22 protein-coding genes are annotated in these 26,498 nt (G+C 29.7%); 19 read left to right on the plus strand and 3 right to left on the minus strand.

Features of this window, described 5'->3' with window-relative positions:
- The 11 genes from ACX0KU_RS12530 to ACX0KU_RS12580 all read left to right on the plus strand — a co-directional run bounded on the left by ACX0KU_RS12530 (position 1) and on the right by ACX0KU_RS12580 (position 10,641).
- Positions 1-1,833, plus strand: coding sequence for a fused FliR family export protein/FlhB family type III secretion system protein (locus ACX0KU_RS12530; RefSeq protein WP_472990301.1), 1,833 nt, complete (start codon positions 1-3; stop codon positions 1,831-1,833).
- 54 nt (positions 1,834-1,887) lie between these two features.
- Entirely contained in the window at positions 1,888-3,912 is a 2,025-nt protein-coding gene (flhA, locus tag ACX0KU_RS12535) for a flagellar biosynthesis protein FlhA (protein WP_472992448.1), read from the plus strand.
- Positions 3,909-5,045: a flagellar biosynthesis protein FlhF gene (gene flhF, locus ACX0KU_RS12540; RefSeq protein ID WP_472990303.1), complete on the plus strand. Its 1,137-nt coding sequence runs from the start codon at positions 3,909-3,911 to the stop codon at positions 5,043-5,045. The genes flhA and flhF overlap by 4 nt, the downstream gene beginning before the upstream one ends.
- A complete protein-coding gene (locus ACX0KU_RS12545) occupies positions 5,039-5,905 on the plus strand; it encodes a MinD/ParA family protein (RefSeq protein WP_472990305.1) in 867 nt (288 codons plus the stop codon). Before flhF ends, ACX0KU_RS12545 begins: the two co-directional genes overlap by 7 nt.
- 12 nt (positions 5,906-5,917) lie before the next feature.
- The gene (locus ACX0KU_RS12550; RefSeq protein WP_472990307.1) at positions 5,918-6,580 is read left to right on the plus strand and encodes a flagellar brake protein; all 663 of its coding nucleotides are present in this window, start codon (positions 5,918-5,920) and stop codon (positions 6,578-6,580) included.
- 3 nt (positions 6,581-6,583) lie between these two features.
- Positions 6,584-7,312: a FliA/WhiG family RNA polymerase sigma factor gene (locus tag ACX0KU_RS12555; RefSeq protein WP_472990309.1), complete on the plus strand. Its 729-nt coding sequence runs from the start codon at positions 6,584-6,586 to the stop codon at positions 7,310-7,312.
- 50 nt (positions 7,313-7,362) lie between these two features.
- Complete coding sequence (locus tag ACX0KU_RS12560) at positions 7,363-7,905, plus strand: DUF6115 domain-containing protein (protein WP_472990311.1); 543 nt, start codon at positions 7,363-7,365, stop codon at positions 7,903-7,905.
- Positions 7,906-7,937: 32 nt separating this feature from the next.
- A complete protein-coding gene (locus tag ACX0KU_RS12565) occupies positions 7,938-8,129 on the plus strand; it encodes a hypothetical protein (RefSeq protein ID WP_472990313.1) in 192 nt (63 codons plus the stop codon).
- Positions 8,126-8,917: a flagellar hook-basal body complex protein gene (locus ACX0KU_RS12570; RefSeq protein WP_472990314.1), complete on the plus strand. Its 792-nt coding sequence runs from the start codon at positions 8,126-8,128 to the stop codon at positions 8,915-8,917. Before ACX0KU_RS12565 ends, ACX0KU_RS12570 begins: the two co-directional genes overlap by 4 nt.
- Positions 8,918-8,938: 21 nt before the next feature.
- Complete coding sequence (locus ACX0KU_RS12575; protein WP_472990315.1) at positions 8,939-9,751, plus strand: flagellar hook-basal body complex protein; 813 nt, start codon at positions 8,939-8,941, stop codon at positions 9,749-9,751.
- 107 nt (positions 9,752-9,858) lie between these two features.
- Positions 9,859-10,641 carry a hypothetical protein gene (locus ACX0KU_RS12580; RefSeq protein ID WP_472990317.1) on the plus strand — a complete coding sequence of 261 codons (783 nt, stop codon included), beginning with the start codon at positions 9,859-9,861 and terminating at the stop codon, positions 10,639-10,641.
- A 60-nt stretch (positions 10,642-10,701) separates the two neighbouring features.
- Here the strand turns inward: ACX0KU_RS12580 and ACX0KU_RS12585 are convergent, their stop codons facing one another.
- Positions 10,702-12,345 (minus strand): putative manganese-dependent inorganic diphosphatase, encoded by a 1,644-nt coding sequence (locus ACX0KU_RS12585; protein ID WP_472990319.1) that lies wholly within the window; start codon positions 12,343-12,345, stop codon positions 10,702-10,704.
- Between the two features lie 186 nt (positions 12,346-12,531).
- Here ACX0KU_RS12585 and ACX0KU_RS12590 point away from each other — a divergent pair, with 186 nt between their 5' ends.
- Positions 12,532-15,078, plus strand: coding sequence for a calcium-translocating P-type ATPase, PMCA-type (locus tag ACX0KU_RS12590; protein WP_472990321.1), 2,547 nt, complete (start codon positions 12,532-12,534; stop codon positions 15,076-15,078).
- 28 nt (positions 15,079-15,106) lie between these two features.
- Here ACX0KU_RS12590 and ACX0KU_RS12595 read toward each other — a convergent pair whose 3' ends face one another.
- Positions 15,107-15,520 carry a hypothetical protein gene (locus ACX0KU_RS12595; protein WP_472990323.1) on the minus strand — a complete coding sequence of 138 codons (414 nt, stop codon included), beginning with the start codon at positions 15,518-15,520 and terminating at the stop codon, positions 15,107-15,109.
- A gap of 233 nt (positions 15,521-15,753) precedes the next feature.
- On the opposite strand from ACX0KU_RS12595, the gene ACX0KU_RS12600 reads away from it, so the two are divergent.
- Positions 15,754-18,033, plus strand: coding sequence for an AAA family ATPase (locus tag ACX0KU_RS12600; RefSeq protein WP_472990325.1), 2,280 nt, complete (start codon positions 15,754-15,756; stop codon positions 18,031-18,033).
- 51 nt (positions 18,034-18,084) lie between these two features.
- On the opposite strand, the gene ychF is transcribed toward ACX0KU_RS12600, so the two are convergent.
- Positions 18,085-19,182 (minus strand): redox-regulated ATPase YchF, encoded by a 1,098-nt coding sequence (gene ychF, locus ACX0KU_RS12605; RefSeq protein WP_472990327.1) that lies wholly within the window; start codon positions 19,180-19,182, stop codon positions 18,085-18,087.
- 276 nt (positions 19,183-19,458) lie between these two features.
- Here ychF and mraZ point away from each other — a divergent pair, with 276 nt between their 5' ends.
- From mraZ to ACX0KU_RS12635, 6 genes are all read left to right on the plus strand, one after another.
- Entirely contained in the window at positions 19,459-19,887 is a 429-nt protein-coding gene (gene mraZ, locus ACX0KU_RS12610; RefSeq protein WP_472990329.1) for a division/cell wall cluster transcriptional repressor MraZ, read from the plus strand.
- 22 nt (positions 19,888-19,909) lie between these two features.
- Positions 19,910-20,839: a 16S rRNA (cytosine(1402)-N(4))-methyltransferase RsmH gene (gene rsmH / locus ACX0KU_RS12615; RefSeq protein ID WP_472990331.1), complete on the plus strand. Its 930-nt coding sequence runs from the start codon at positions 19,910-19,912 to the stop codon at positions 20,837-20,839.
- Positions 20,840-20,866: 27 nt separating this feature from the next.
- Positions 20,867-21,364: a hypothetical protein gene (locus ACX0KU_RS12620; protein ID WP_472990332.1), complete on the plus strand. Its 498-nt coding sequence runs from the start codon at positions 20,867-20,869 to the stop codon at positions 21,362-21,364.
- A gap of 15 nt (positions 21,365-21,379) precedes the next feature.
- Entirely contained in the window at positions 21,380-23,569 is a 2,190-nt protein-coding gene (locus ACX0KU_RS12625; protein WP_472990333.1) for a stage V sporulation protein D, read from the plus strand.
- A 105-nt stretch (positions 23,570-23,674) separates the two neighbouring features.
- Positions 23,675-25,126 carry a UDP-N-acetylmuramoyl-L-alanyl-D-glutamate--2,6-diaminopimelate ligase gene (locus ACX0KU_RS12630; RefSeq protein WP_472990334.1) on the plus strand — a complete coding sequence of 484 codons (1,452 nt, stop codon included), beginning with the start codon at positions 23,675-23,677 and terminating at the stop codon, positions 25,124-25,126.
- On the plus strand, positions 25,127-26,491 hold the full coding sequence (locus ACX0KU_RS12635; protein WP_472990335.1) for a UDP-N-acetylmuramoyl-tripeptide--D-alanyl-D-alanine ligase: 1,365 nt from the start codon (positions 25,127-25,129) through the stop codon (positions 26,489-26,491).
- The last annotated feature ends 7 nt before the right edge of the window (positions 26,492-26,498 follow it).

The following is a 26,498-nucleotide window of genomic DNA, read 5'->3' on the forward strand; positions in this document are numbered from 1 at the left end:
TTGATTGAATTGGGATTTTTTACTGCAATTATTCTAATATCTTTAAGATTATTTGCATTTATTCTTGTTGTACCCGTATTTTTTCCGAAGGGAACTCCACCAATTTTAAAAGTTATGTTTACTGTAATTTTAGCTTATATTATTGCGCCCGGTTTAGGTTACGGAAATTTAAATAATATAAATAACAATTTTCAATTAATTATATATGCTGTAAGTGAATTTACTACAGGTCTTACCTTAGGTTTTATAACAAGTATATGCTTTGATTGCATAAGAATTGCAGGGTCTCTAATAGATATGAATATCGGTTTATCTATGCTTTCTATGTTTGATCCAAATGCTAATAGTAATGTTACCTTTATGGAAAGACTTCTATATTGGTTTAGTTTAGTTATATTTTTTATTGTTGATGCACATCATGTTTTGATTAAAGCCTTGGTTGAAAGTTTTAATACAGTAAGTCTAGGTAGATTTATAATATCTCAAAATAGTGCAATGCACATAGTTGAAGTTTTTATTAATTATTTTGAATTAGGTTTGAGAATTGCAATACCAATTGTATTGATTATTATATTAACAGATTTAACATTAGGACTAGTAGCTAAAACTGTACCACAGTTAAATGTGATGATTCTGGGTCTTCCAATAAAGATATTGTTAGGTTTAAGTGTAATATCACTATCTTTACCATTTTTTTACGAGATTATAGGTGTAGCTTTTAATAATATACCAGCTAGTATAAGGCAACTATATAAGCTATTACCTCTAGTAATTATATTTTCTTCAGATGATAAAACAGAAGATCCAACTCATCACAAACTAAGTGAAGCAAAGAAAAAGGGACAAGTTGCAAAAAGTAAAGAAATTGGTTCAGCTATAACACTATTAACTTCGACCATTATTTTAATAACTTTAGGTAAAACTGCAGCAAATTCATTTGCATCTAATATTGTTGAGTTTTTTGGAGTATATCTAAATATTCAATTAAATGATAGTACTTTACAGGGAATAATAGTTACTATACTTTGGAGAGTGGCTATTGTGGTTCTTCCGCTTGCTATTCCTATAATGATTCTGGGTATAGGAGGAAGTATTATGCAGACTGGATATATTAATTCAACAGAACCACTTAAACCTGATTTTTCTAAGTTAAATCCAATAAGTGGATTTAAAAAGATATTTTCACTAAGAAGTCTAGTTGATCTAGTAAAAAACATATCAGTAATAATTATTGTTGCTTCTGTGGGATATTCTTTTTTAAAAAATAATTTTAGACAAGTTCTAGTGATAAGTAATTTAAGATTTTCGGTGATAGTTAGTACAATTTTTGAATTGATAACTAGTATATTTCTTAGAATAACCTTAGTAATTGGAACTATAGCATTGGTTGATTTTATTTATCAAAAGTATCAATTTAAAAAAGATATGAGGATGACAAAGCAAGAAATTAAAGAAGAATATAAACAAATGGAAGGAGATCCTCAGGTAAAAGGTAAAATCAAACAAAGACAAAGAGAGATGGCTACGGGAAGAATGATGCAAAATGTTCCAAATGCATCAGTTATTATAACCAATCCAACTCACATAGCTATAGCGCTAAAATATGAATCTGGAAAAAGTAATGCACCTACTCTTGTAGCTAAAGGAAGTGGGTATGTAGCAATAAAAATCAAAGAAATTGCAAAAGAACATGAGATACCTATTATTGAGAATAAACCATTAGCAAGACTAATGTTTGATAAGGTTGATATAGAGGATGAAATTCCATCGGAAATGTATCAAGCAGTGGCAGAGATTTTAGCTCTTGTATACAAAATGAAAAAGAGAAAGTAGAGGGTGAGTGCTTTGGAAAACGGAAGAAGACTAAATATAAGAAGCTATACGGATATGATAGTTGCTTTTGGTGTTATTGGGATAGTTCTTATGATTATTATTCCAATGCCAACAATAGTACTAGATATGTTCCTTGCACTTAATATAACAATAGCAATAGTAATTATGCTCCTTACAATGTTTACTACAGAGGTTCTTCAATTTTCTGTATTTCCAACATTGCTTTTAATAACAACACTTTTTAGATTAGGACTTAATATTTCATCTACAAGACTTATATTAACAGACCATAATGCAGGAGATATTATAGAAACCTTTGGTAACTTCGTTGTAGGTGGAAATTATGTAGTTGGAGTTATTATATTTTTAATTATAACTATTATACAATTTGTTGTTATTACTAATGGTTCAGGTAGAGTATCAGAAGTTTCAGCTAGATTTACACTAGATGCTATGCCAGGAAAGCAAATGAGTATAGATGCAGATTTAAATGCAGGACTTATAACAGAAATTGAAGCTAGAGAAAGACGTTCTAAGATTCAAGAAGAAGCTGGATTTTATGGAGCTATGGATGGTGCATCCAAGTTTGTAAAAGGAGATGCTATAGCTGGTATTATAGTAACTATTATAAATGTAATAGCGGGTATTATAATAGGTGTAGTTATGGAGGGTATGCCAGCAGGAGAGGCTGTAACCACCTACGTAAGACTTACTATTGGAGATGGACTAGTAGCTCAAATACCATCACTATTAATATCAACTGCATCTGGTATATTAGTAACAAGATCTGCAACAAAAGATAATTTTGGTAATGTACTTTTAGGACAGTTAACTGGATTTCCAAAGGTTTTAGCAATTGCATCAGCTGTACTTCTATTCTTTATGTTTATTCCAGGAATGCCAATTCCAGTTTTTCTTGTTTTGTCAGTAGCTACAGGGATAAGTTCTTATTTTATGTACAAAGAAGAAAAGGAACAGGTTATTATGCAAATAGAAACTGAGCAACAAGAAATTAGTGAAACAGAAAAAAGAGAGCCTGAAAATGTTACTAGTTTAATTGCAGTTGAACCAATGGATATAGAAATAGGATATGGAATTATACCACTTGCTGATGAAGCCTCAGGAGGAGATTTGCTTCAGAGAATTGCATCTGTAAGGAGACAATGTGCAATTGAAATGGGAATAATTGTTCAACCTATTAGAATAAGAGATAATCTTCAACTTAAGACTAATGAGTATGTAATTAAAATAAGAGGAACTATTATAGTTAAAGGAGAATTAATGCCTAATATGCTTCTATGTATGGACCCTAGTGGTGATGAAATAGGACTTCAAGGAATTAGGACTATAGAGCCAACCTTTGGGCTTCCAGCTATTTGGATAAACAATGATCAAAGAGAAGAAGCAGAGATTAAAGGTTTAACAGTTGTAGATCCTACAACTGTTATGGTAACTCATTTAACTGAAACAATAAAGGCACATTCTTATGAGCTACTTGGAAGACAGGAAACTAAGATAATTATAGACACAGTAAAAGAGAAGTACAGTACAGTTGTAGAAGAACTAATTCCAGATTTGATGACAATAGGAGAAGTTCAAAAAGTTCTACAAAATCTTTTAAAAGAAAAAATATCTATAAAAGATATGGTTACTATACTAGAATCTCTTGCAGATAACTCTAGAACTACTAAAGATATTGAACTTCTTACAGAGTATGTTAGGTTTTCTCTTGCAAGAACAATATGTAATCCATTAATTAATGAGAATAGAATGATTACAGTAGCAATACTTGACCCAGATTTAGAAGAGTTAATTGGTAATAACATTCAAAAATCAATGCAAGGATCTTTCCCAGCTGTGGATCCTGAAACTACAAGTAGAATATTCGATTCTATAAAGAATGTTTTAGACACTGTTCATTTTTATGAAAATCAGCCTGTTATATTAGTTTCTCCTAAAATCAGACCTGCATTTAGAAGACTTACTGAAATGGTATTTTCTAATTTGAACATAATTTCATTAAATGAAATACCAAATGATGTAGAAATAAGAACTGAAGGAGTTGTAACTTATAAATGATTATTAAGAAATATATAGTTAATAACATGAATGAGGCCATGAACAGAATAAGATATGAATTAGGGAAAGATGCAGTTATAATAAGTCAAAGAAAAATTAAGAAACCTGGTTTTAGAGGTATTTTTTCGCCAAAAGTAATGGAAGTTACGGCGGCTATAGATAATAATAAAGCTAGTATAGAAACAGATATGCAAAGTAGTATAGATGCGATAAAAAAGGCTATGGAAACAAAGGTTCCAATAAAAGATAAAGAAGAAAATAGCTTTGAAAATCTTTTAAAATCAAGAGAATCATCTAATAATGATCTTTTTAAGGAAATGCAAGAAATGAAGGAAATGATTTTAAAAATAAATAATAGTTCAAATGAAAATATATCTCATAAAAGCGAAATAGAGTTGAATTTGGAAAAAAATGATTTAAATGAGGAATTAATAAAAACAATTATATCTAGAGCTAATGTTATAGAGGAAAACTTAAGTGAAGATGAAAAGATTAAGAGGGCTATTGAGGACATGATTTCATTAGCGGATATTAAAATGGAAGGAGTTATAGTTTTAGCAGGACCTACAGGAGTAGGCAAAACTACAACTATTGCTAAAATGGCTGGTAGACTTGCACTCATTGAAAGAAAGAGAGTAGGACTTATTACAATAGATACCTATAGAATAGGAGCAATAGAGCAATTAAATACTTATGCTGATATAATGAACATTCCTTTTAAGAGTGTATTTTCTGTAAAAGAGATGGAGTCAGCTCTTGAAAGCATGAAGGATTGTGATGTTATATTAATTGATACAACAGGAAGAAGTAGTAAGAATGTGATGCAGATTGCTGAACTTAATTCTTTTATACAAAAGATTAGTACAAATAATATACATCTTGTTATAAGTGCTACAACGAAAGATAAAGATATTAGCTCAATTGTGCAAGGATACAATACATTAAACTTTAATAGCGTTATAATAACTAAACTAGACGAAACTACAACTTATGGTTCTATCCTAAATATATTACAATGTGCTGGTAAGCCGCTGAGCTTTGTAACCACTGGTCAAAATGTACCAGATGATTTTAGAAAAATTAATGTAGATGAAGTTATTGACCTTATTTTAGGAGAGGAAATAATATGTTAGATCAAGCTCAAAGGCTCAGACAATTAGCTAGAGAATCAGAATTAAATATAGATAATGATGGAGATAAAGCTAAAATCATTACTGTAACCTCTGGAAAGGGTGGAGTTGGTAAAAGTAATTTTGTTGTAAATTTAGGAATTACTCTTCAGCAAATGGGAAAGTCAGTACTGATTTTTGATGCTGATGTAGGTATGGGCAATGATGATGTTTTGATGGGATTTTTACCTAGATATAATGTATATGATATTATATTTCAGAATAAGGAAATGCATGAAGTAATAATAGAAGGTCCTCATGGAGTAAAGTTATTACCTGGTGGTTCAGGAATAAATAAAATTGATGAAATAGATGAGCTAAAGAGAAGCGAATTTTTGAATAAATTAGCATCATTAAAAGGATTTGATTATATACTTATGGATACTGGAGCAGGTATAAATAGAACAGTATTAGGATTTATACAATGCTGTGAAGAATTAATAGTTGTAACAACTCCGGAGCCTACATCTCTTACTGATGCATACAGTTTAATTAAAGCTGTAAATCACTTTAATATAAAATCATCAGCACAAGTTATTATAAATAGAGTTCTGAATGATAAAGAAGGAGAAGTTACATTTAACAAGTTTAAGAATGCTTCTGAAAGATTTTTAGACATGAAGTTAGAACATCTTGGGAATATTTCAGAGGATAGAAGACTTATTCAATCTGTTAGAGAGCAGAGACCTTTTGTTATTAATTATCCAAACTGTGAAGCTGCTGTAGATTTAAGAAAAGTGGCATTAAGATTATCAGGGAGTAGTAATAATAAGGGACAAGGGGTACAAGGATTATTTAAAAAGATTTTTAGCATCTTTTCATAGGGGGGATTTATTATGGCAGAAATAAAATTCAAAATTAATAATAAAATAGAAATAATTTCAGATGAAGAGATATACTTATGTGATGTTCAGGATGTTAAAGATGGGTATTTAGCTATAAGTATACCAATTAAGGATAGTGGATATTTGCCATTAAGAATAAATCAAAGAATAGAAGTGTTGTACTATGATGCTAGTAATATATATAAATTTTCGTCTATAGCCGTAAAAAGAACTAAATCAAATATACCTCTAATTTGGATAGTTATACCTGATGAAGATAAAATTAAGAAAATTCAGAGAAGAAAGTTTGTAAGAGTACCTGTTTTATTGGACTTAAGATGTGCATTAATAGATAGGCAACAAAAACTAAGTAAAGAAGCTCTAATAGGACTAAAGTTTATAAAGGGAACACTTCTAGATATAAGTGGGGGTGGGGTAAGACTAAAAGCTGAATTAGAGGTTAATAAAGACAGCACACTTGCTATGATTTTGCCAGTGGAAGAAGGAAGTATATTAGTTAAATGTGAAGTTAAAAGAGTTACTTTAAATGAATTAGGGGAAAAAATTTGTGGAGTAAGTTTTGTTGAATTAAAGGTATCTGAGGAAGATAAAATAATTAAACAAGTTTTTGCAATTATGCGTGAACAAATGAAGAAAGGACTAAAGGAGGACTAAACTATGGCTATAGCGAGTAACTCAAGTTTAAAAGAAGAAATTGTAAAAAAGTACATACCCTTAGTTAAATATATTGCCTCAAGAGTTATAATAGGGAAAAGTAAATATATTGAGTTTGAAGATTTGATTAGTTATGGTATGATTGGACTTATGGATGCTCTAAGTAAATTTGATGAAAGTAAGGGAATGCAGTTTTCTACCTATGCTTCTATAAGAATAAGAGGTTCTATGATAGATGAAATAAGAAAAAATAGTCCTATTTCTAAAGGCGCTATGGATAAGTTAAATAGGTATAATAGTGCTATTGAAACTTTGCAAAGAAAAAATTTAAAAGAACCTAGTACTAAAGAAATTGCAGAAGAACTAAAAATAGATTTATCAGAAGTTGGAGAGATAGAAAACTTTATAAATTATATTTCAATTATATCTTTAGAGGATCTAATTTTTTCGGAAGATGATGATATGTCACTCAAAGGGACCATTCGAGACGAGAAAAGTCCTAACCCAGAAAAGCAATTAGAAGAGAGGGAGCAGGTTGAATATTTAACAAAAGCCCTAGCAATGCTGAATGAAAAGGATAAAACAGTTTTGACGCTTTATTATTATGAATCTATGACTCTAAAGCAAATAGGAAATGTATTAAGTGTTTCTGAATCAAGAGTATGTCAGCTACATAGTAGAGCTATTTTAAATGTTAAAAAAATGATGAGTAAGCTTAAGTACTCCGTATAGTTATTAGGATGGGTAAAATTTATATTTACATAACATTAAGAGGTGAGTAAATGGTAACAACCATTGCATTATTAATTCTTGCAACTGTATTGATAGTATTTAACTTAAAGGCTATATCAAAGGAACAAGGATCTTTTAAGGGTGTTTTAAATAATGCTGAAAATAATATGGAAGAGTTTCAAGTAGAGATAGGGAAACTTAGACGGGAATTTGCAGAAACATTATTAGAGATTCAAACACAGTTGGTTGATTTAGAAGAAAAAATAGAAAATAGTAATTATAATATAAATATAAAAAAAGATGATATTCTTAAAAATGAGAATGCAAAAGATACAAATGCTTATCAAGAAATAGTCAAATATAACGATAAAATAAATGACGTAGTAGATATAGATTTTAATAATACTAAAAAGAGTGAAAAAAGTGCAACAAAAATAGAAATGGATGATGCTAAGGAGTCGCTTAACAATAATATTAAGGTAAAAGAAATACAAAAAATGTTAGATGAAGGACTAAGCATAGAGGAGATATCTAATAACCTTAAGATTGGTAAGGGGGAAGTATTATTAATAAAAGAATTATATCTAAAATAAAATATATAGTTGATTTTATATGTGATAGAAAAGTGCTAGTAGGCATAGGGATTGGAATGTTAATAGCAACCATATTTATGCTAAATGTTAAAATAAATATAAATTTATCTAGATCTCAAATTGAAATGAGGGCTAGAGATTATGGTATGGAATATAAAGGTGAACATATGGTTATAGAAGGTGAAACCATAAAGAACGACGAAAGTAAGGATGTGAAAAAGTGATAAGAGGAATTTATACAGCAGTATCAGGACTTATATCGCAGGAAGCAAAACAGGGTGTTGTAAGTAGTAATTTAGCTAATGCTAATACAGTTGGATATAAAAAAGACAATCTAATTACAAAAAAATTTGATGATGTTTTAATTCAAAACTATGATAAAGTAGTTAATGGAACTAATGTTAGAAATGTAATTGGAAGCTTATCAATGGGGAGTAAAATAGATGAAACTTATGTAGACTTTCAGCAAGGAATTATGGAATCTACAGGTAAAGATACAGACTTTGCATTACAAGGAAGAGGTTTTTTCGCAGTAGCGAGAGATAATGGCATTAATTCTGAAAACTATTACACTAGAGATGGGCATTTCCATGTTAATAGTTATGGATTCCTCACAAATAATAGTGGAGATAAAGTCTTAGGAAGAAATATAAATACGGGAAACATTGAACCTATTAATGTAGTTAGAAATGGAAAAATCTCCACAATTAAATGTAATGAAAATGGAAATATTAGTTTAAATGATGTTCCTAGTTATGAAATGTATATTGCAGATTTTGAAGATTATAGCTTACTAAGAAAAATAGATAGTAATCTATATTATGGTGAAAATCTTATAGAAACTGAAGGAGTTAAGATACAGCAAACATCTTTAGAAAAGTCTAATGTAGATATTATGAGTGAAATGGCAGATATGATGATGGTTATGAGAAGTTTTGAAAGTAATCAAAAGGTTGTCCAAGCATTAGATGAAACTTTAGGTAAAACTGTAAATGAAGTCGGAAGAGTATAAATATATTAAGGCGGTGTTTTTGTGATTAGGAGTATATGGAATTCTAGAAGTGGTATGTCAGCACAGATGGATAAGATGAATGCTATTTCTAATAATTTAGCTAATGTTAATACTGCTGGCTATAAAAGAATAGATGTAAGTTTTGATAACTTAGTACAAGAAACACTGAAGAGAAAAGGTTATCCCGTAGAAGGAAATGTTGGAGGAGAAAATAATCCTCCCTATACTGGAACTGGAGTAAAAGCTTCAGAATTTCAAAAGGATAATTCACAAGGAAATTTAATTCAAACTAATAATAATACAGATTTAGCTTTGGATGGAGAAGGATTTTTTAGGTTAATAGATGCTAATGGAAATGAAGCTTATATAAGAGAGGGTTCCTTTAGTATAGATAGTAATGGAACTGTGGTAGATAATAACGGAAATAGGCTTGTTATATTAAATAATAATGGAGAAAATATAAATGTTTCAGGAATTGGATTTACGAAAGAAACCTTTATAGTAGATCATAAAGGCAATCTTCAAGGGGAAGGCTATGCAAACTTTAGAATACCTATATATAATGTTATTGGAGATAATTCAATGAGAAGTATAGGAGAAAATCTTTATATTCCAGGAACTACTGTAAATGCAGCAGGAAATGAAGAACAAATAGCTGTATTTGAGAGTAGTAACACTAATATTCTTCATGGATTTGTTGAAAATTCAAATGTTGATTTAGGAAAAGAAATGGCAGACATGATTATAACTCAGAGAGCTTTTCAGCTAAATTCAACTGCACTTAGAACTGCAGATGAAATGTGGCAAATGGCAAACAATTTAAAAGGTAGATAAATTTATTATATTAATTTTAGAATTAATTATAATAATATGAACTAAAATCTAAACTTCTTACATAATATATTGTAATAATATATTTGTAGGAAGTTTTTTATTTGGGGGTGGATAATATTGGGATAGGTTATGGCATAGGGTGTTTGTTAAGTATTTTAGCATGGAAATTTGATAGACAAGCTTTGATTAAAAAAATTGATGACAGGTTAAGTAAATTTATTAAAAGCGTAACATTAATTCAACTATTTTATTTAATAATTGGAATAGCAATTAGTTTTGTTCTAACAAGATTTTTTCACAAAGAGATTTATAATGCAATTGTGGCTTTTATAGTAATAGACATAAGTAGCACCGAGAGAAACAATTTAAATTTAAAAGAGAAGCCAGATTTTTATAATACAATAACCACAATAACAAGATCTAATATATGTGGATTTATTGCACCTTTACTATATGTATTATTATTTGGTAATTGGTTTGCTTTAATATATACATTATTATATAACTTTAGTTACATAAGTAAGTATAAATTATTTATAAGAATTTGGACGATTCTTACTATTGTACCATCTATGATATTGCAGCTAGTTTTATATGTAATTTATATAGTGAAAAATAAAGAGTTATATGTAGATTATAAAGGGGAATACATAGAAAGCTTATTTAGTACACCACTATTAAACGCATATATATTAGCTGCATATGTAGAAGAAGTTAACTTTTATTATTATTTTAAGATTAAAAATATTGATTATATAAAAAGTTATGGAAAGTATAATAGAAAAATAAATTATTCACATATAAAAAATTATTTATCTCTTTCATATTTTATATGTATACTTTCTTTATTGATTTTCTTAAGCTCCTTTATAGCTTTTAAAACTTATTAAAAATGTAAAAATACAAAAAATGCGATGCAATTCTTGTTTATTGCGTCGCATTTTTCTATGTTATTTAATTGACTCAATAGCTGCTGTAAGGGGTGGTATAACTTGTTTCTTTCTTGATAATAAGTCAGGAACGTAAGCCGAGTTATCTGATAAGGTTACATTGAATGCTTTATTTACTAACTCAATTTCCTCACCTACTGCTATAACTTCTGATCCGTTTTGAATTATATCAGTTAATAGTAAAACAAGTAAATCATATTTACCAGCTTCACATTTATTATTCATATAATCAAGCATCTCAGCCTTTAAAGGATCAAAACCACTTAAGTCCATAGTACTTACTTGAGCAACTCCTATTTTATAATCGCCTAAAGTGAATGGCTTAAAGTCCGTATTGAATATTTCATCTACACTTCTACCAACTAGAGAAGTTCCAGCTTTAAACATCTCTTTTGCATATTCCTCAACGTCTATATCAGCTATTTTTGCAAGTTTATTTAGTATAGTTTTATCGAACTTAGTTGAAGTTGGTGATTTAAATAGTAATGTATCAGAAATAATAGCACTACAAAGTAAACCAGCAGTTTCTTTAGAAGGAACAATGTCATTTTCAAAGAACATTGAACCGATTATTGAAGAAGTACATCCCACTGGTTCATTTCTAAAATAGATAGGACTTCCAGTTTGAATATCAGCAATTCTATGGTGATCAATAACTTCTACTATTTCAGCATCTTCAAGTCCGTCAACGGATTGAGCTATCTCATTATGGTCAACAAGTATTACTTTTTTGCTAATTTGAGATATTAAGTGATATCTAGAGATAGTACCTATCACGTTTTTATTACTATCAAGTATTGGATAACTTCTAAATCTAGTTTTACCCATTATTGCTTTTACATCTTCAACATAATCTGTATTTTTAAAGCTGACTATTTCATCAGCAGTCATTACATATTTTACAGGAATACTTTGTATTAGCATTCTAGCTGCAGTAAATGAATCATAAGGTGTATTTAAAATTGAGCATCCTGTTTTTGATGCTGCATCAATTACTGATGAAGAAACATCATGACTTCCTGTTACAATCATAAGGGAAGCTTTATTTCGGATTGCTGAATTTTGAGTATCTTCTCTATTACCGCAAATAACTATATCACCTGATTCCATAATCTTTGACATACTTTCAGGTTCCATAGCAGCAACTAAAATTTTCCCCATAAAGCTTGTTGCATTTTTATGTTTATATATAGATTTTCCGGAAAGGGTATCAACTATATTTTCAAAAGAAGTGTTGCTTTTACCTAAAATATAATTATCCCATATATCCATATAAGTTGAAGTTAAATTTGATAAACTTACGATACCAAGAAAAACATTATCGCTATCAACTACAGGTACAGTTTTAACATTATTTTCTTTCATAATGTTCCAAGCTTTTTTTAGTGATGTTTCTGGATATACAGGGGTTACCTTATCCATATTTAAATCTTTTACCTGAAGTTTTAAGCTCTCTACATATTTTGGTTTTCTTACTTTAAAATAGTCCAATACGAATTGAGTTTCTCTACTAATTTCTCCAAGTCTTATTGGGATAGCATTTAAATCATCAGATTTATTTTTAAATTCAGCATAGGCCAAAGCAGCACAAATGGAATCAGTATCCGGATTCTTATGTCCTGTAATATAAATTACATCTTTCATCTAGTAGTACCTCCTACAAACAAATAAAAATTTTCCTTTACTATTTTACCATAAAATCAATGAAGTTTATTAATTTTATAAAAAAATATAAATTTCTCATAAGATAGTAGGTATTACTCATATATTGTTTTATAGGTAAATTTAATAGATAAGTACAGTATTGCTTATAAGGATAGGGGGAAGAACATGGGTAGTGAAAAAAACATGATGAGAGGACTTACAAATGATGAAGTTGAAAGAAAGTTAAGAGAGTATGGAAATAATGTACTTCAGAGGAAAAAGAAAATATCACCTTTAAAAATATTTATGGAGCAGTTCAATGACTTTATTATTTGGGTATTAATCGCAGCAACCATCTTATCGGCATTTATGGGAGAAAAGGCTGATGCAATAACTATTATTATTATAGTAGTTATGAATGCAATTCTTGGGTTTATTCAAGAATATAAAACAGAGAAGTCTCTAGAAGCGCTTAAAAATCTCGCGGCACCCACAGCCAAAACAATTAGAGATGGTGAAGTAAGGGTTATAAATGCAGAGTTCCTAGTTCCGGGAGATATAATTATTATAGAAAGTGGAGATAGAATACCAGCAGATTGTATGCTCCTAGAAGGAAACAATTTATTAGTTGATGAATCACTACTTACAGGAGAATCTGTGGGTGTTGAAAAAAGTTGTGAAGGTAAAAATAATAATGTATACATGGGAACTATTTCATTAAGAGGAAAAGGTATTGCTAAGGTTCAGAATACAGGGATGAAAACAGAAATGGGAAAAATAGCAAATATGCTAGATAGCATAGAAGTAGAAAAGTCACCTCTAAAACAGAAGTTGGCATCTTTAGGTAAGGTAATGGTTGTTATATGTATTGCTATATGTATTATAGTAACACTTATGGGTATATTAAGAGGACAAGATAAGTATCAGATGTTTTTATTAGGAGTTAGTCTAGCTGTTGCTGCAATACCTGAAGGAATGGCTGCTATTGTAACTGTTGCATTAGCATTAGGAGTATCAAGGATGCTAAAAAGAAATGCTTTAGTAAGAAAACTTCCAGCAGTTGAAACTTTAGGATGTACCTCTATAATATGTAGTGACAAAACTGGAACCTTGACTCAAAATAATATGACGGTTGAAAAAATATGCTTTAATTCTACTGTGTATAACATAAATGAGATCGGGAACATAAAACATGATCTTCTAAAAAAGGCTTTTGTATACTGTAATGATTGTGGATATGATTTTAATCAAAAAAGTTTCGATAAGGTTGTATTAGGAGATCCTACTGAAACGGCTCTTATAAAAGCATTTTTTAATGAAGGGAAAGCAATAAAAGCTTTTTCAGAAAGAGCTAAAAGAATTCATGAAGTACCTTTCGACTCAACTAGGAAGATGATGTCTGTAATTATGGAAGATGAGGGCAAAAAAAGATGTTATGTAAAAGGCGCTCCAGAGAAAATTATAGATAGATGCAAATATATTTTAATTAATGATAAGGTAATGGAATTTAGTTATGAGGCTAGGAAAAGGATATTGAAACAAGTAGAACAAATGTCCTATAATGCTCTAAGATGTATTGCTGCAGCTTATAAGGATGACAATGTAGTAAAGGGAAGTAGTCTTGAAGAAAATCTTATACTTATTGGAATAGCTGGGATGAAAGATCCAGCAAGACCTGAAGCTAAAGATGCAGTATTAAAGTGCAAAATGGCAGGGATTAAACCAGTAATGATAACAGGAGATCATAAAAATACAGCTTTTGCTATTGCTAAAGAACTAGGAATATGTAAAAGTGAAGAAGAGGTTATGGTTGGAGAGGATATAGAAAATTTATCAGACAAGGAGCTTATGAATAGGATTCAAACCCTGTCTGTATTTGCAAGGGTTAGTCCTAAACATAAATTAAGAATTGTTCAAGCTTTTAAGAAAAAGAGTAATATTGTAGCAATGACTGGGGATGGAGTAAATGATGCCCCAGCAGTTAAAGAGGCCGATATAGGAGTTTCAATGGGTATATCCGGAACAGATGTTACTAAAGAAGCTTCATCAATGATACTTTTAGATGACAATTTTGCAACGATTGTATCAGCTGTTGAAGAGGGAAGAGTAATATACGATAATATAAGAAAATTTATAAGATACTTACTATCTTGTAACTTAGGTGAAGTTTTAACTATGTTTTTATCTTCTTTATTTTATATGGATACTCCATTACTTCCAATACAAATATTATTTGTAAATTTAGCTACTGATGGACTTCCGGCAATAGCTTTAGGTGTTGATCCTGCTGATAAAGATATTATGCTTAGAAAGCCAAGAGCAAAAGATGAAAGTGTATTTGCAAGAGGGCTTAAAGAGAAAATCATGCTTAGAGGAAGTTTAATTGGTGTATGTACAATACTAGCTTTCTTAGCTGGAAAATATTATGGTATGGATGTAACTACATGTAGAACATTAGCATTAGGTACTCTTGTTATGTCTCAGCTACTACATGTTTTTGAATGTCGCTCAGAAAATCATTCAATATTTGAGATTAAGCTTTTTACAAATATGTATTTAGTAGGAGCAGTACTAGTTTCTATAGCAATGTTATTGTCAATTGTGTATATTCCATTTCTTCAAGGGGTATTTCATACAGTACCTTTAAGTTTAGCACATTGGACTATAATTATATTTTTCTCAGGAACCATATCATTTATGAATAGTTTGTACTTATTTGCTAGAAGAAAATAGAAAAAACGTTGACATTGTCAACGTTTTTTTATCTATATTTAATTTTTTGAGCTTGCTGAATCTTTTTGAGTGTATCTCCTTCAAGTGGAACTAACTGTTCGCTATTACTTAAGTTAATAACATTCATGATTTGAATCATCTCTCTATCAGATGATCCTTTTTCTCCTTTTAGACCTTGGATGAGTAATGAATGTCCTTGAGAGATAGAAATAAATTCAGGTTTTTTAAACCATCTATTTTTTTTGTAAGAACATTTAACTATATTCTTACTTCTGTCAGGTTTTATAACTATTGAAACAGTTAATTTATGAAAAATCCATAGTATAACTTTTTCCTGAATTTTGATTGACATTACTTTACCTTGAGCTTGAGTAAGTCTATCACCGTATTTGCTTAAATAGTTACTTGTATATTTCTCAGTTAATTTTTGCTTTAAACCCATATGAATAACTCCTTTACATATAATTTCTATTATTAATAAAAAAATGACAATTATAACAACGTTATTATATCATATACTTATTTGTTTTAAAACAGTTAATTATAGTTTAGCCTATTGTGCACAAATCATGTAGTAACAATTAAAATTGGAAAATAATTATGTTAAGTTGTTCCTAAATTTAATAATAAAGAATATTAATATAATAAGTCTATAAAAAAGGGAGGGATTGGGTTATGGAGCTATCATCCCATGATATAATATATAACTTTGATTTTGACAATAATGATTTAAGGTTAGAAAAGCTTAGTTTGCTTGAATATGTTGAAGAAGTTTATGATAATATAAGAACAGCCATAGATATAGATGAGGAAGGATATAATGTTTATCTTATAGATGATTTTTCAAAAACAAAATTAGAAGATTTAAAAGATTATATAAATGAAATTTTAAAGTATAGAGATAATCCAAAAGATATATGTTATGTAATTAAAGAAAATGCCAATGTACCTTATGCTTTATATGTTCCGAGTGGAAAGGGAAACTATTTAAAAGGGCTTATAGAGGAATTACAAGAAAGCTATTATAAGATTATATATAACTTTTATAACGGATCTAGTTGTAAAGAAAAGGAAGATATCTTAGAAAAGATAAAAGAGAAAAGAAGTGATCTTATTACTGACTTGATGAATAATGCTCATGAGTGTGGATTTGAGATAAGATCTACAAGTAAAGGATTTACCTTTATACCTGTTAAAAATGGAGAAATAATGACAGAAAAAGAATACGATTCATTGAATGCAGATGAAAAAGAAGAAATTTTAAAAAATGTTAGTGGATTAAAAGATGAGTCTGAAAAAATACTAGAAGTTTTAAAAGATGTTGAACTAAAAGAAAACGAAAATATAAAAGAAGTTTTTAGGGATTATTTACTTAATGAAGCTTCTAGTTTGAGAGAAAAATATAAAATAGATTTTTTAAGTGATTTAGACATAATAAAATTTTTAGATGAAATGTGTGAAGAAATTGAAGAAGATATTATAGATAACTATTCTATGAATTATGAAGATGATGAAGAAAAGATTAATGAAATAATTGTGAGATATGATGTAAATGTATTAGTGGATAATTCAGACAATCTTTGGCCACAAGTAATATACGAAGAAAATCCTAATGTAATAAATTTACTTGGAAGTATAGAGTATAAAAATCAAAATGGAACGTATGTAACTGATATGTCACTAATAAAAAGTGGATCAATGCTAAGAGCCAATGAAGGGTGCTTAATTCTAAGAGCTGGTAGTCTCTTAACAAACCCAACTGCATATCACAATTTGAAGAAAGCAATGATGAGTGGCAAAGTAGATTTTAATTATAACAGAGGATACGTTGAGTTAATGTCAATAAGTAGCTTAGATCCTGAGCCTATTAAAATAAAAGTGAAAATAATTATGATAGGGGATTATGAAACCTATGATGCTCTCTATAATTATGATGAGGATTTTAGGAAGTTATTTAAGATTAAAGCTCAGTACAATCCAGTAGCTTCATTAAATGACAATACAAAAACTATTTTTGTGAATAATATACTGTCTATTTGTAAAAAAAATAAATTAAAACCTCTAGAGCAGGATGCAATTAAAGAAGTAGCCAAATTTTTATCTAGAAAGGTTGAAGATAAAAATAAGATACTGATTGATAGTGAAGAAATAAGTAAAATATTAATGATTTCAAATAATAATGCAGTAAGAAATAAAAGAGATAGTATTAGTAGAAAAGACATTATAGATGTAGTGTACAAAGAAGATCAAATTGAAAAAAGTATCAGAGAATATTATGAAGAAAATAAAATACTTTTAGATGTTAGTAGTGAAAAAGCAGGTCAAATTAATGGATTATCAGTAATCGATGCTGGATACTATAGTTTTGGAAAACCTATTAGAATAACTTGCTCATGTTATAAAGGAGAAGGTCAAATAATTGATGTTCAGAAACAAAGTGACCTAAGTGGAAATATTCATAGTAAGGCAGTAAATATATTAAAAGGATTGATAAGTGAATTATTTGGAAAGTATAGTAGGTTACCTGTTAACTTTCATTTAAGCTTTGAACAAATATACGGGAAAATAGAGGGGGATAGTGCTTCGGTTGCTGAACTTGTAGCTATGTTATCTTCTGTGAGCAATATTCCTATAAAACAGAATATTGCAGTGACTGGTTCCATAAATCAATTTGGAGAAGTTCAACCTATTGGAGGAGTAAATGAGAAAATTGAAGGCTTCTTTAAAATTTGTAGAGGTATGGGTGGAGTTCAAGAAAAGGGAGTGCTAATTCCGTATTCAAATAGAAATGATTTAATTTTAAATGAAGAGGTTGAAGCTGCAATAAAAGAGGGAAAATTCCATATATATACTATGAAAACAATGAAAGATGCTGTAAACATTTTAATGAAAGATTATGATGAAGTTTTAGATAGTGCAAAACAAGAATTAATTAAGTATGAAGGAAAAGAATAATTTAAAACGGAAAACAGAAGTCACTTTCTGTTTTCTGTTTTTTACTGTTTACTATACATTAAATCTAAAATTTACTATATCACCATTTTGCATTATATAGTCCTTGCCTTCAAGTCTATATACTCCTTTTTCTTTAGCAACACTTTCAGAACCACATTCTACTAATTTATCAAAGCTTATAACTTCTGCTCTTATAAATCCTCTTTCTATATCAGTATGGATTTTACTTGCTGCTTTAGGTGCTTTTGTACCTATTGTTATAGTCCAAGCTCTAATTTCTTCTTTACCAGCAGTTAAGAAGCTCATTAATCCTAGTAAAGAGTAGCTTGAACGGATTAATTTGTTAAGTCCAGGTTCTGTGAGCCCATATTCAGATAGTAATTCATCTCTTTCTTCATCAGTTAGAGAGGACAATTCTTCTTCGATTTTTGCACATATTGTTATTACTTCAGAGTTCTCTACTTTTGCATATTCTTTAACTAATTTAACTAATTCATTATCTGTATTTCCAGATATAAGATCATCTTCAGACACGTTTGTTACATAAAGAATAGGCTTAGAAGTAATTAAAAACAAATTCTTAACAATTACCTCTTCTTCTTCAGTAAACTCAAGTGTTCTTACTGGATTATTTCCTTCAAGGTGAATTTTTATTTTTTCCATAATCTCAAGCTCAGCTTTGGCTTCTTTAGATCCACTACGAGCAGTCTTAGTTGTTTTTTCTATTCTTCTTTCTAACATTTCAAGATCGGCAAAAATTAATTCTAAATTTATAGTTTCTATGTCGCGAATAGGATCTACTGAACCTTCTACGTGAACAATATTATCATCTTGAAAGCATCTTACAACATGGACAATAGATTCAACTTCTCTTATATGAGATAAAAATTTGTTTCCAAGTCCCTCTCCCTTGCTAGCACCTTTAACAAGACCGGCTATATCATAAAACTCTACCATTGCATAAACTTTCTTTTTTGAGTTATAGATTTTTTGAAGTGTATCTAGTCTAGTGTCAGGAACACTTACAACTCCAACATTTGGCTCTATAGTACAAAATGGATAATTTGCAGATTCAGCTCCGGCTTTAGTAATAGCGTTAAAAAGTGTACTCTTTCCAACGTTTGGTAAACCAACGATTCCTAATTTCATCTATGTACATTCCTTTCTTTTGTTTCTATATTATTTTTAGTGATTTATTTAATAGTCTAATAAATTATACTCTAGATTCTATAGGATTTCAAGAAAGTATACAGGTATGTTAAAACTATGAAAAATATTAATTTCACTAAATATTATATAATTATTAAAATTTTCATTAAAAACTTAAATTCATAGAAGGAATTTCACATTATATATAGAATTATAACAATTAGTGGAGTAAAGTGGAGCGAAGTGGAATGAAAAAACTTGATAGGGGTGCAAATCGTGCTTATAGGTGAATATAACCATTCATTAGATATTAAAAATAGAATGATAATCCCTGCAAAGTTTAGAGAAGAATTAGGAGATACTTTCGTAGCTACTAAAGGATTAGATGGATGTTTGTATGTTTATCCTATGAGTGAATGGAGAATACTAGAAGAGAAATTAAAAAAGCTTCCATTGACTAGTAAAGATGCTAGAGCATTTGTTAGATTTTTTTATTCTGGAGCAAATGAAATTAATATAGATAAGCAAGGTAGAGCGTTGATACCTCAAAATCTTTTAGAATATGGACAAATAAATAAGGAAATAGTAGTTATTGGAGTCATGACTAGAATTGAAATATGGAGTAAGGAAAAGTGGAATGATTACAATGACTCAGATATAGATTTCGATGAAATAGCTGAAAAAATGAGTGAACTTGGAATATAAAAGAAGGAGAATTGGTAAAAATATGGAATTTAAACATGTACCAGTATTATTAGATGAAGTAATTAATGCATTAGATATAAAAGAAGATGGAATATATGTTGATTGTACTTTAGGTGGAGCTGGACATTCAAGTGAAATATTGAAAAGGTTATCTTCAAAAGGAAAACTAATAGGTATTGATCAGGATATAAATGCACTTAATGCAGCTAAAGAAAGATTAGCTGGACATAATAATGTCATATATGTTCATGACAATTTTTACAATATAGATAAGATTATGGAATTGATTTGTATAGATAAAGTTGATGGTATTCTTATGGATTTAGGTGTCTCTTCTCATCAACTTGATACAGCTGAAAGAGGATTTAGTTACATGAAAGAGGCCCCACTAGATATGAGAATGGATAGAGATAATCATATATCTGCCAGTGAAGTTATAAATAACTATAGTGAAGAAGAAATTTATAAAATCATTAGGGACTACGGAGAAGAAAAGTTTGCTAAACGAATAGCAAATTTTATAGTAAATCAGAGAAGTATAAAACCTATAGAAACAACCCTTGAATTAGTAGATATTATCAAAAAAGCTATACCGATGAGATTTCAAAAAAATGGTCATCCAGCTAAAAAAACATTCCAAGCCATTAGAATAGAAGTTAATAGAGAACTATTTATATTGGATAAAGCAGTTGAGGATAGTATAAGAAGGCTAAATAAAGATGGGATATTGGCAATAATAACCTTTCACTCTCTTGAGGATAGAATAATAAAACAAAAGTTTAAGGAATTAGAAAATCCATGTACTTGTCCTAAGGAATTTCCGATATGCGTTTGTGGAAAAACTTCTATTATAAAGATTATTAGTAAAAAACCTATTGAAGCAACTGATATGGAAAGAGAAGAAAACTCAAGAAGTAAAAGTGCCAAACTAAGAGTAGCAAAGAAAATATAGTTCTAAAAAAGGGATGGAGGGAATAAAGTGATAATAACAAATAATAAAAATATGGTAAATGGTAGTAATGCTTTAGCACCCCAGAGCATACCTAGCAAAGATAGAGATACACAACAACACAGAGACTTAGAAAAATTAAAAAAAGAGCACCAAAGAATTAGTAGAGAAAAATCCATAAATAGAAAAGCTAAGGTTTTAAGAAATATTTTATTATTGTTTGTTATTGGAATAGCCTTAGTTCATAGATACTCCATGATCTATAATATGGAAAAAAACATAATAGATGTAAAGAAACAAATTTCTAATTTAAATGCTGAAAATGAAAGTTTAAGAATTGATTTACTAAAGTATAATAATATACACTCATTAGAAGAAGAAGCTTTAAAGAATTTAAATATGATTCCTAAGAGTAGGATAAACGCTATATACATAAACTTTGATAAAAATAACTTTAAAAATAACTTGGAAGAAGGAGAAAAAGAGAATAATGGGATATTTTTTAAAATAAAAAAGATTCTTTACTAACGGAGGTATATTAGTGTGGCTAAAAGGGAATATAGAGATAAAGTTATAGTGAAGCGAAGGATGCTAATAGTTTTCGGCATACTTTTGCTTTTGTTTTTTGGTCTATCAGGAAGGTTATCTTATCTTATGGTGGTTGAGTCACATAGATATAAAAGCATCGCGACAGATCAGTGGACAAGTGACGTAAAGATTGAAGCAAGAAGAGGAAAGATACTTGATAGAAATGGACATGAACTTGCTGTAAGTGCTAATGTATATAGAATTGACTTAGATATGAACACTTTAAGACAAATTAAAAATGATTATAAAATTTCTGATGAAGATATAGCTATAAGGTTAGCAGAAGCTGTTAAGATGGAAAAAGAAGAAGTTCTTAAAATTTTAAAGAAGACTCTTCCAGGAGGATTACCTCTTGGATCAGCTACACTAGCAAGAAGAATAGAAAAGGAATCAGCGGATAAAGTAAGAAGTATTGAAATTGGTGGAAAAAAACTAAGAGGAGTTATTGTATCACCGGATACAAAGAGATACTATCCTAATGATAATTTTTTAGCTCATGTTTTAGGACATACTAGGGCTGATGGTGCTGGACTCACAGGAGTAGAGCTTAGCTATAATGAGTATTTATCAGGTGTTCCAGGGGTTAAAATTGCAGAAACAGATAATAAAAGTCAGGAACTTCCTTATACAATATCAGAGTACACAAAACCTATACCAGGTAAGGATGTAGTTCTTACTATAGATGAAATGATACAGCATTTTACAGAAAAAGCAGCTGAACAAGCTATGAAAGATAATAAAGCTAAAGCTGTCAGTATTATAGTTATGGATCCAAAAAATGGAGAAGTGCTAGCTATGGTAAATAAACCAGATTATAATCCTAATTTACCTTGGGAAGAAGGAAAGACCTTTGAACAGCTTCAAAAGGAATGGAGAAATAGGATGGTGAGTGATACCTTTGAGCCAGGCTCTGTATTTAAAGTAGTAACTGCGGCGGCGGCTATGGAAGAGAAAGTTGTAGATGAGGAAAATTACCAAATATCTTGTGGTGGAAGTACTTCAGTAGGTAAAAGAACAATACATTGCTGGAAAAGAACAGGTCATGGACAAGAAACCTTTGTTGATATTTTAAAGGATTCGTGTAATGTTGGTTTTATGGATTTAGGCAGAAAACTTGGCGCAGAAAAGCTAACTAAACATATTGAATTATTTGGGCTAGGACAAAAAACAGGAATAGATCTTCCAGGAGAGGCAAAAGGGATAATCAAGAAGGCTAGTACCATTACCGAAACAGATCTTGCTACCATTTCGTTTGGTCAAACAAATACTTTAACTGGAATACAGTATATATCAGTTCTAAATGCTATAGCAAATGGAGGCTATCTTATAGAACCACATGTAGTAAAAGAGATAGTCCATTATGATGAAAATAATGAACCGGTTAGGGATAAAAGTTTTAATAGTATTGAAAAAAAACAAGTCCAAAATGCAGAAGTAATGAAGCGACTTAGAGGGTATCTTGAAAAGGTAGTTTCAGAAGGCGGAGGACAAAAAGCATATGTAGAAGGATATTCTATTGCAGGAAAAACAGGTACAGCACAAAAAGTTGTAGATGGGAAATATGCAACTGGAAAATACATAGCTTCTTTTGGAGGGATGGCACCTGCAGAAGATCCTAAAGTAACAGTATTTATTTCAATAGATGAACCAGATCCTTCAAATTATTATGCTGGGCAAATTGCAACTCCAATTGCAAAACAGGTATTTACAGATATATTTAATTATTTAGCTATAACTAGTAATGAAACTGATAAGCTAATATTAAAAAATGTTGTGATTCCAGAGGTGAGAGGTCTTAAGAAAGAGGATGCTATAAAAACTCTTAAGGATGCAAAACTAAATTATGAAATAGATGATAAGGGTGGAAATGTAGTAGATATAACTCCGAAACCAGGGTATTCAATAAATGAAGGGGGTAAAGTAATACTTTACACTGGAGATTCACAAAACTATAATAAAGAAGTGGTTGTGCCTAATCTTAAGGGATATAGTAGAGAACAAGCAGTTACACTTTTAAATAAATTAGGTATCGAGGCTAAGACCATAGGAACAGGACTAGTTTCAAATCAAAGTATTAGTCCGGGACAGAAAGTAAATAGGGGAACTGCTGTTATAACTCTTAATCTTGTGGAAATTGGAGATTAGTAATAAAACTTGCTTCAATAAATATAAAACATCCTATTTTGAAGTAAATGTGATTAGCAAAACTTTGCTAATCACATTAATTTATTAATTTGAGAGGTGATAATAATGATACTTTCACAATTGTTAAAAGGTTTAGATTATAGAATTATTAATGGGAGTTTAGATTTAAATATAAATAATGTTCAGTATAATTCACGAAAAGTTACTCCAGGTGATGTTTTTGTATGTATAGAAGGGTTTAGTGCTGATGGACATGATTATGTATTAAATGCTATAGAAAGCGGAGCCATAGTTGTAATATGTAAAAAGGATCTAGACATAGATGAGAATATTACTGTTATAAAGGTAAGTGATACAAGAAAAGCTTTAGCGATTACAGCATCTAACGTACTTGAAAATCCAGTAAATGATATTAAACTTATTGGAGTAACAGGAACTAATGGGAAAACTACTTCTGCTTTTATGGTTAAATCTATTTTAGAGAAGGCAGGATATAAAACAGGATTAATAGGTACAATAGCAAATTATATAGGTAATTCTAAGATTAAAGCTGAAAGAACTACTCCAGAATCTTTAGAACTACATAAACTTTTTAAGGATATGAGAGATGAAGAGGTTAAATATTGTGTAATGGAGGTATCTTCACATTCTTTAGCTCTAGATAGAGTTTATGGAATAAGATTTTCACAAGGAGTTTTTACAAATTTAACACAAGACCATTTAGATTTTCATAAAACTTTTGAAAATTACTATGAAGCAAAATTACAATTATTTAAAAATGCTACTAGCTCTATAGTTAACATTGATGATAGTTACGGAACAAAAATAGTTAAAGATATTCCAGCAGATAGTATAATAACAACTTATTCTATAGAAGGAGAAGGTGATTTAGTAGCCAAAAATATTTTAAATCACTCAAGAGGAGTAGAATTTGATCTACAGTATAAAGAGGAAAAAATACATATAAATTTATGCATCCCAGGAAGATATAATGTATATAATGCACTATGTAGTGCAGGAGCTTGTATTAGTGAAGGGATTTCATTAAAATCTATTAAGCTAGGATTAGAAGATGTTGTAGTACCAGGAAGATGCGAAATAGCTACTAAAGAATATGATTTAGGATTTGATGTAGTTATTGATTATGCTCATACTCCAGATGGTTTAGAAAATATATTAAAAACTGCTAGAGAATTTACTAAAGGAAGACTTATAAGTGTATTTGGATGTGGAGGAGATAGAGACAAAGGAAAGAGACCTATAATGGGAAAAATAGGCTCTAATTTATCAGATATAGCTATAATAACCTCAGATAATCCAAGAACAGAAGAACCTTTGGATATAATTAAAGATGTTATTTCGGAAATGCCTAAAAAGAACTACACTGTAGTTGAGAATAGAAAGGCAGCTATAAAAGAAGCAATTAGAATAGCACAAAAGGGAGATGTTATTGTAGTTGCAGGAAAAGGACACGAAGACTATCAAATTTTAAAGGATAAAATAATACATTTTGATGAGAGAGAAGTAATATCTGATGTTATAAAGGAGTTGTTTTAGATGGAAGTACTGAGCTTTAAAGAAATATTGGAAGCAGTAAATGGGAAAGTGTACATAAATGCTAACCATCATAAATATAATAGTTTAAGTACAGATACAAGAAAAATATGTGAAAACAGTATATTTATAGCTCTGAGTGGTGAGAATTTTAATGGACATGATTTTATTAAGGAAGCTAGTAGTAATGGAGCTGTTTTATGTATTGTAGAGGAAATTAAGTTTCAAGATTCTGACTTACAAGATAGGACTTCAGTTATTTTAGTAGAAGATACTAGAGAAGCACTTTTAAATTTAGCGGAGTACTATAGACAAAAATTAAAAATGAAGATAATAGGAATTACAGGATCTACTGGAAAGACCTCTACTAAGGATTTAACTGCTGCAGCTCTAAGTTCAAAGTTGAAAGTTTTTAAAACAAAAGGAAATTTTAATAATGATATTGGATTACCACTTATGATTTTTCAAATAGATAATACTTATGATATAGCAGTGCTTGAAATGGGAATGAGTAATTTAGGAGAAATTCATAGATTGGCAAAGGTTGCTAGGCCGGATATTGCATTAATTACTAATATAGGCATATCGCATATAGAGAACTTAAAAACAAGAGAAAATATACTTAAAGCTAAAATGGAAATTACGGATTATTTTAAAAAGGATAATGTATTAGTAGTTAATAATGAAAATGATTTGTTAGCTCAAATATCTAGTGGCGAATATAGAATTATTAAAATTGGTTTTGATGAAAAATCAGATTTAATAGGTACTAATATCATAGTGGATGAAGAACATGTAGAGTTTAGTGTAAATTATGAAAATCATAGGTTTAATATACCAGTGCCAGGAAAACATAATATTTTGAATTCGCTTTTAGCAATCGCTACGGCTAGAGTTTTGGGTATTAAGGACAAGGAACTGCAAGATGGTATAAAAAACTTGGCTGTTACATCTATGAGATTAGATATAGTTAAAGGCAAGCTATTTACTATTATTGATGATTGCTATAATGCTAGTCCAGATTCTATGAAAGCGGCTATTGATGTACTGGATACCGTGAAAGGAAGCAGAAAAATTGCTGTTTTAGGGACTATGAAGGAACTAGGAGAAAAATCTTTTGAATTTCATAAAGAAGTAGCCGAGTATGTTAAAGAGAAAAATATAGACTTACTAGTTACAGTAGGAGAATTTAGCCAGGCTTATAAAGATGGTTTTGGATCAGAGAGTTGTATTAGTTTTGATAATTTAGAAGATGTAACTAATTATATGCTAGAAAAAGTAGAGACTAATGATGCTATATTGGTTAAAGCTTCTAGAAGTATGAAATTTGAAACTATAGTAAATAAGCTAAAAGCTAAAAATTGCTAAAGGAGAT

Source organism: Clostridium sp. X (genome assembly GCF_055755365.1).

Bases quoted from the DNA above. Each gene is read 5' to 3' on its own strand.
- flhA (WP_472992448.1), top strand. From the start codon at position 1,888: ATGATAGTTGCTTTTGGTGTTATTGGGATAGTTCTTATGATTATTATT.
- flhF (WP_472990303.1), top strand. From the start codon at position 3,909: ATGATTATTAAGAAATATATAGTTAATAACATGAATGAGGCCATGAAC.
- ACX0KU_RS12545 (WP_472990305.1), top strand. From the start codon at position 5,039: ATGTTAGATCAAGCTCAAAGGCTCAGACAATTAGCTAGAGAATCAGAA.
- ACX0KU_RS12550 (WP_472990307.1), top strand. From the start codon at position 5,918: ATGGCAGAAATAAAATTCAAAATTAATAATAAAATAGAAATAATTTCA.
- ACX0KU_RS12555 (WP_472990309.1), top strand. From the start codon at position 6,584: ATGGCTATAGCGAGTAACTCAAGTTTAAAAGAAGAAATTGTAAAAAAG.
- ACX0KU_RS12560 (WP_472990311.1), top strand. From the start codon at position 7,363: ATGGTAACAACCATTGCATTATTAATTCTTGCAACTGTATTGATAGTA.
- ACX0KU_RS12585 (WP_472990319.1), bottom strand. From the start codon at position 12,345: ATGAAAGATGTAATTTATATTACAGGACATAAGAATCCGGATACTGAT.
- ACX0KU_RS12590 (WP_472990321.1), top strand. From the start codon at position 12,532: ATGGGTAGTGAAAAAAACATGATGAGAGGACTTACAAATGATGAAGTT.
- ACX0KU_RS12595 (WP_472990323.1), bottom strand. From the start codon at position 15,520: ATGGGTTTAAAGCAAAAATTAACTGAGAAATATACAAGTAACTATTTA.
- ACX0KU_RS12600 (WP_472990325.1), top strand. From the start codon at position 15,754: ATGGAGCTATCATCCCATGATATAATATATAACTTTGATTTTGACAAT.
- ychF (WP_472990327.1), bottom strand. From the start codon at position 19,182: ATGAAATTAGGAATCGTTGGTTTACCAAACGTTGGAAAGAGTACACTT.
- rsmH (WP_472990331.1), top strand. From the start codon at position 19,910: ATGGAATTTAAACATGTACCAGTATTATTAGATGAAGTAATTAATGCA.
- ACX0KU_RS12630 (WP_472990334.1), top strand. From the start codon at position 23,675: ATGATACTTTCACAATTGTTAAAAGGTTTAGATTATAGAATTATTAAT.
- ACX0KU_RS12635 (WP_472990335.1), top strand. From the start codon at position 25,127: ATGGAAGTACTGAGCTTTAAAGAAATATTGGAAGCAGTAAATGGGAAA.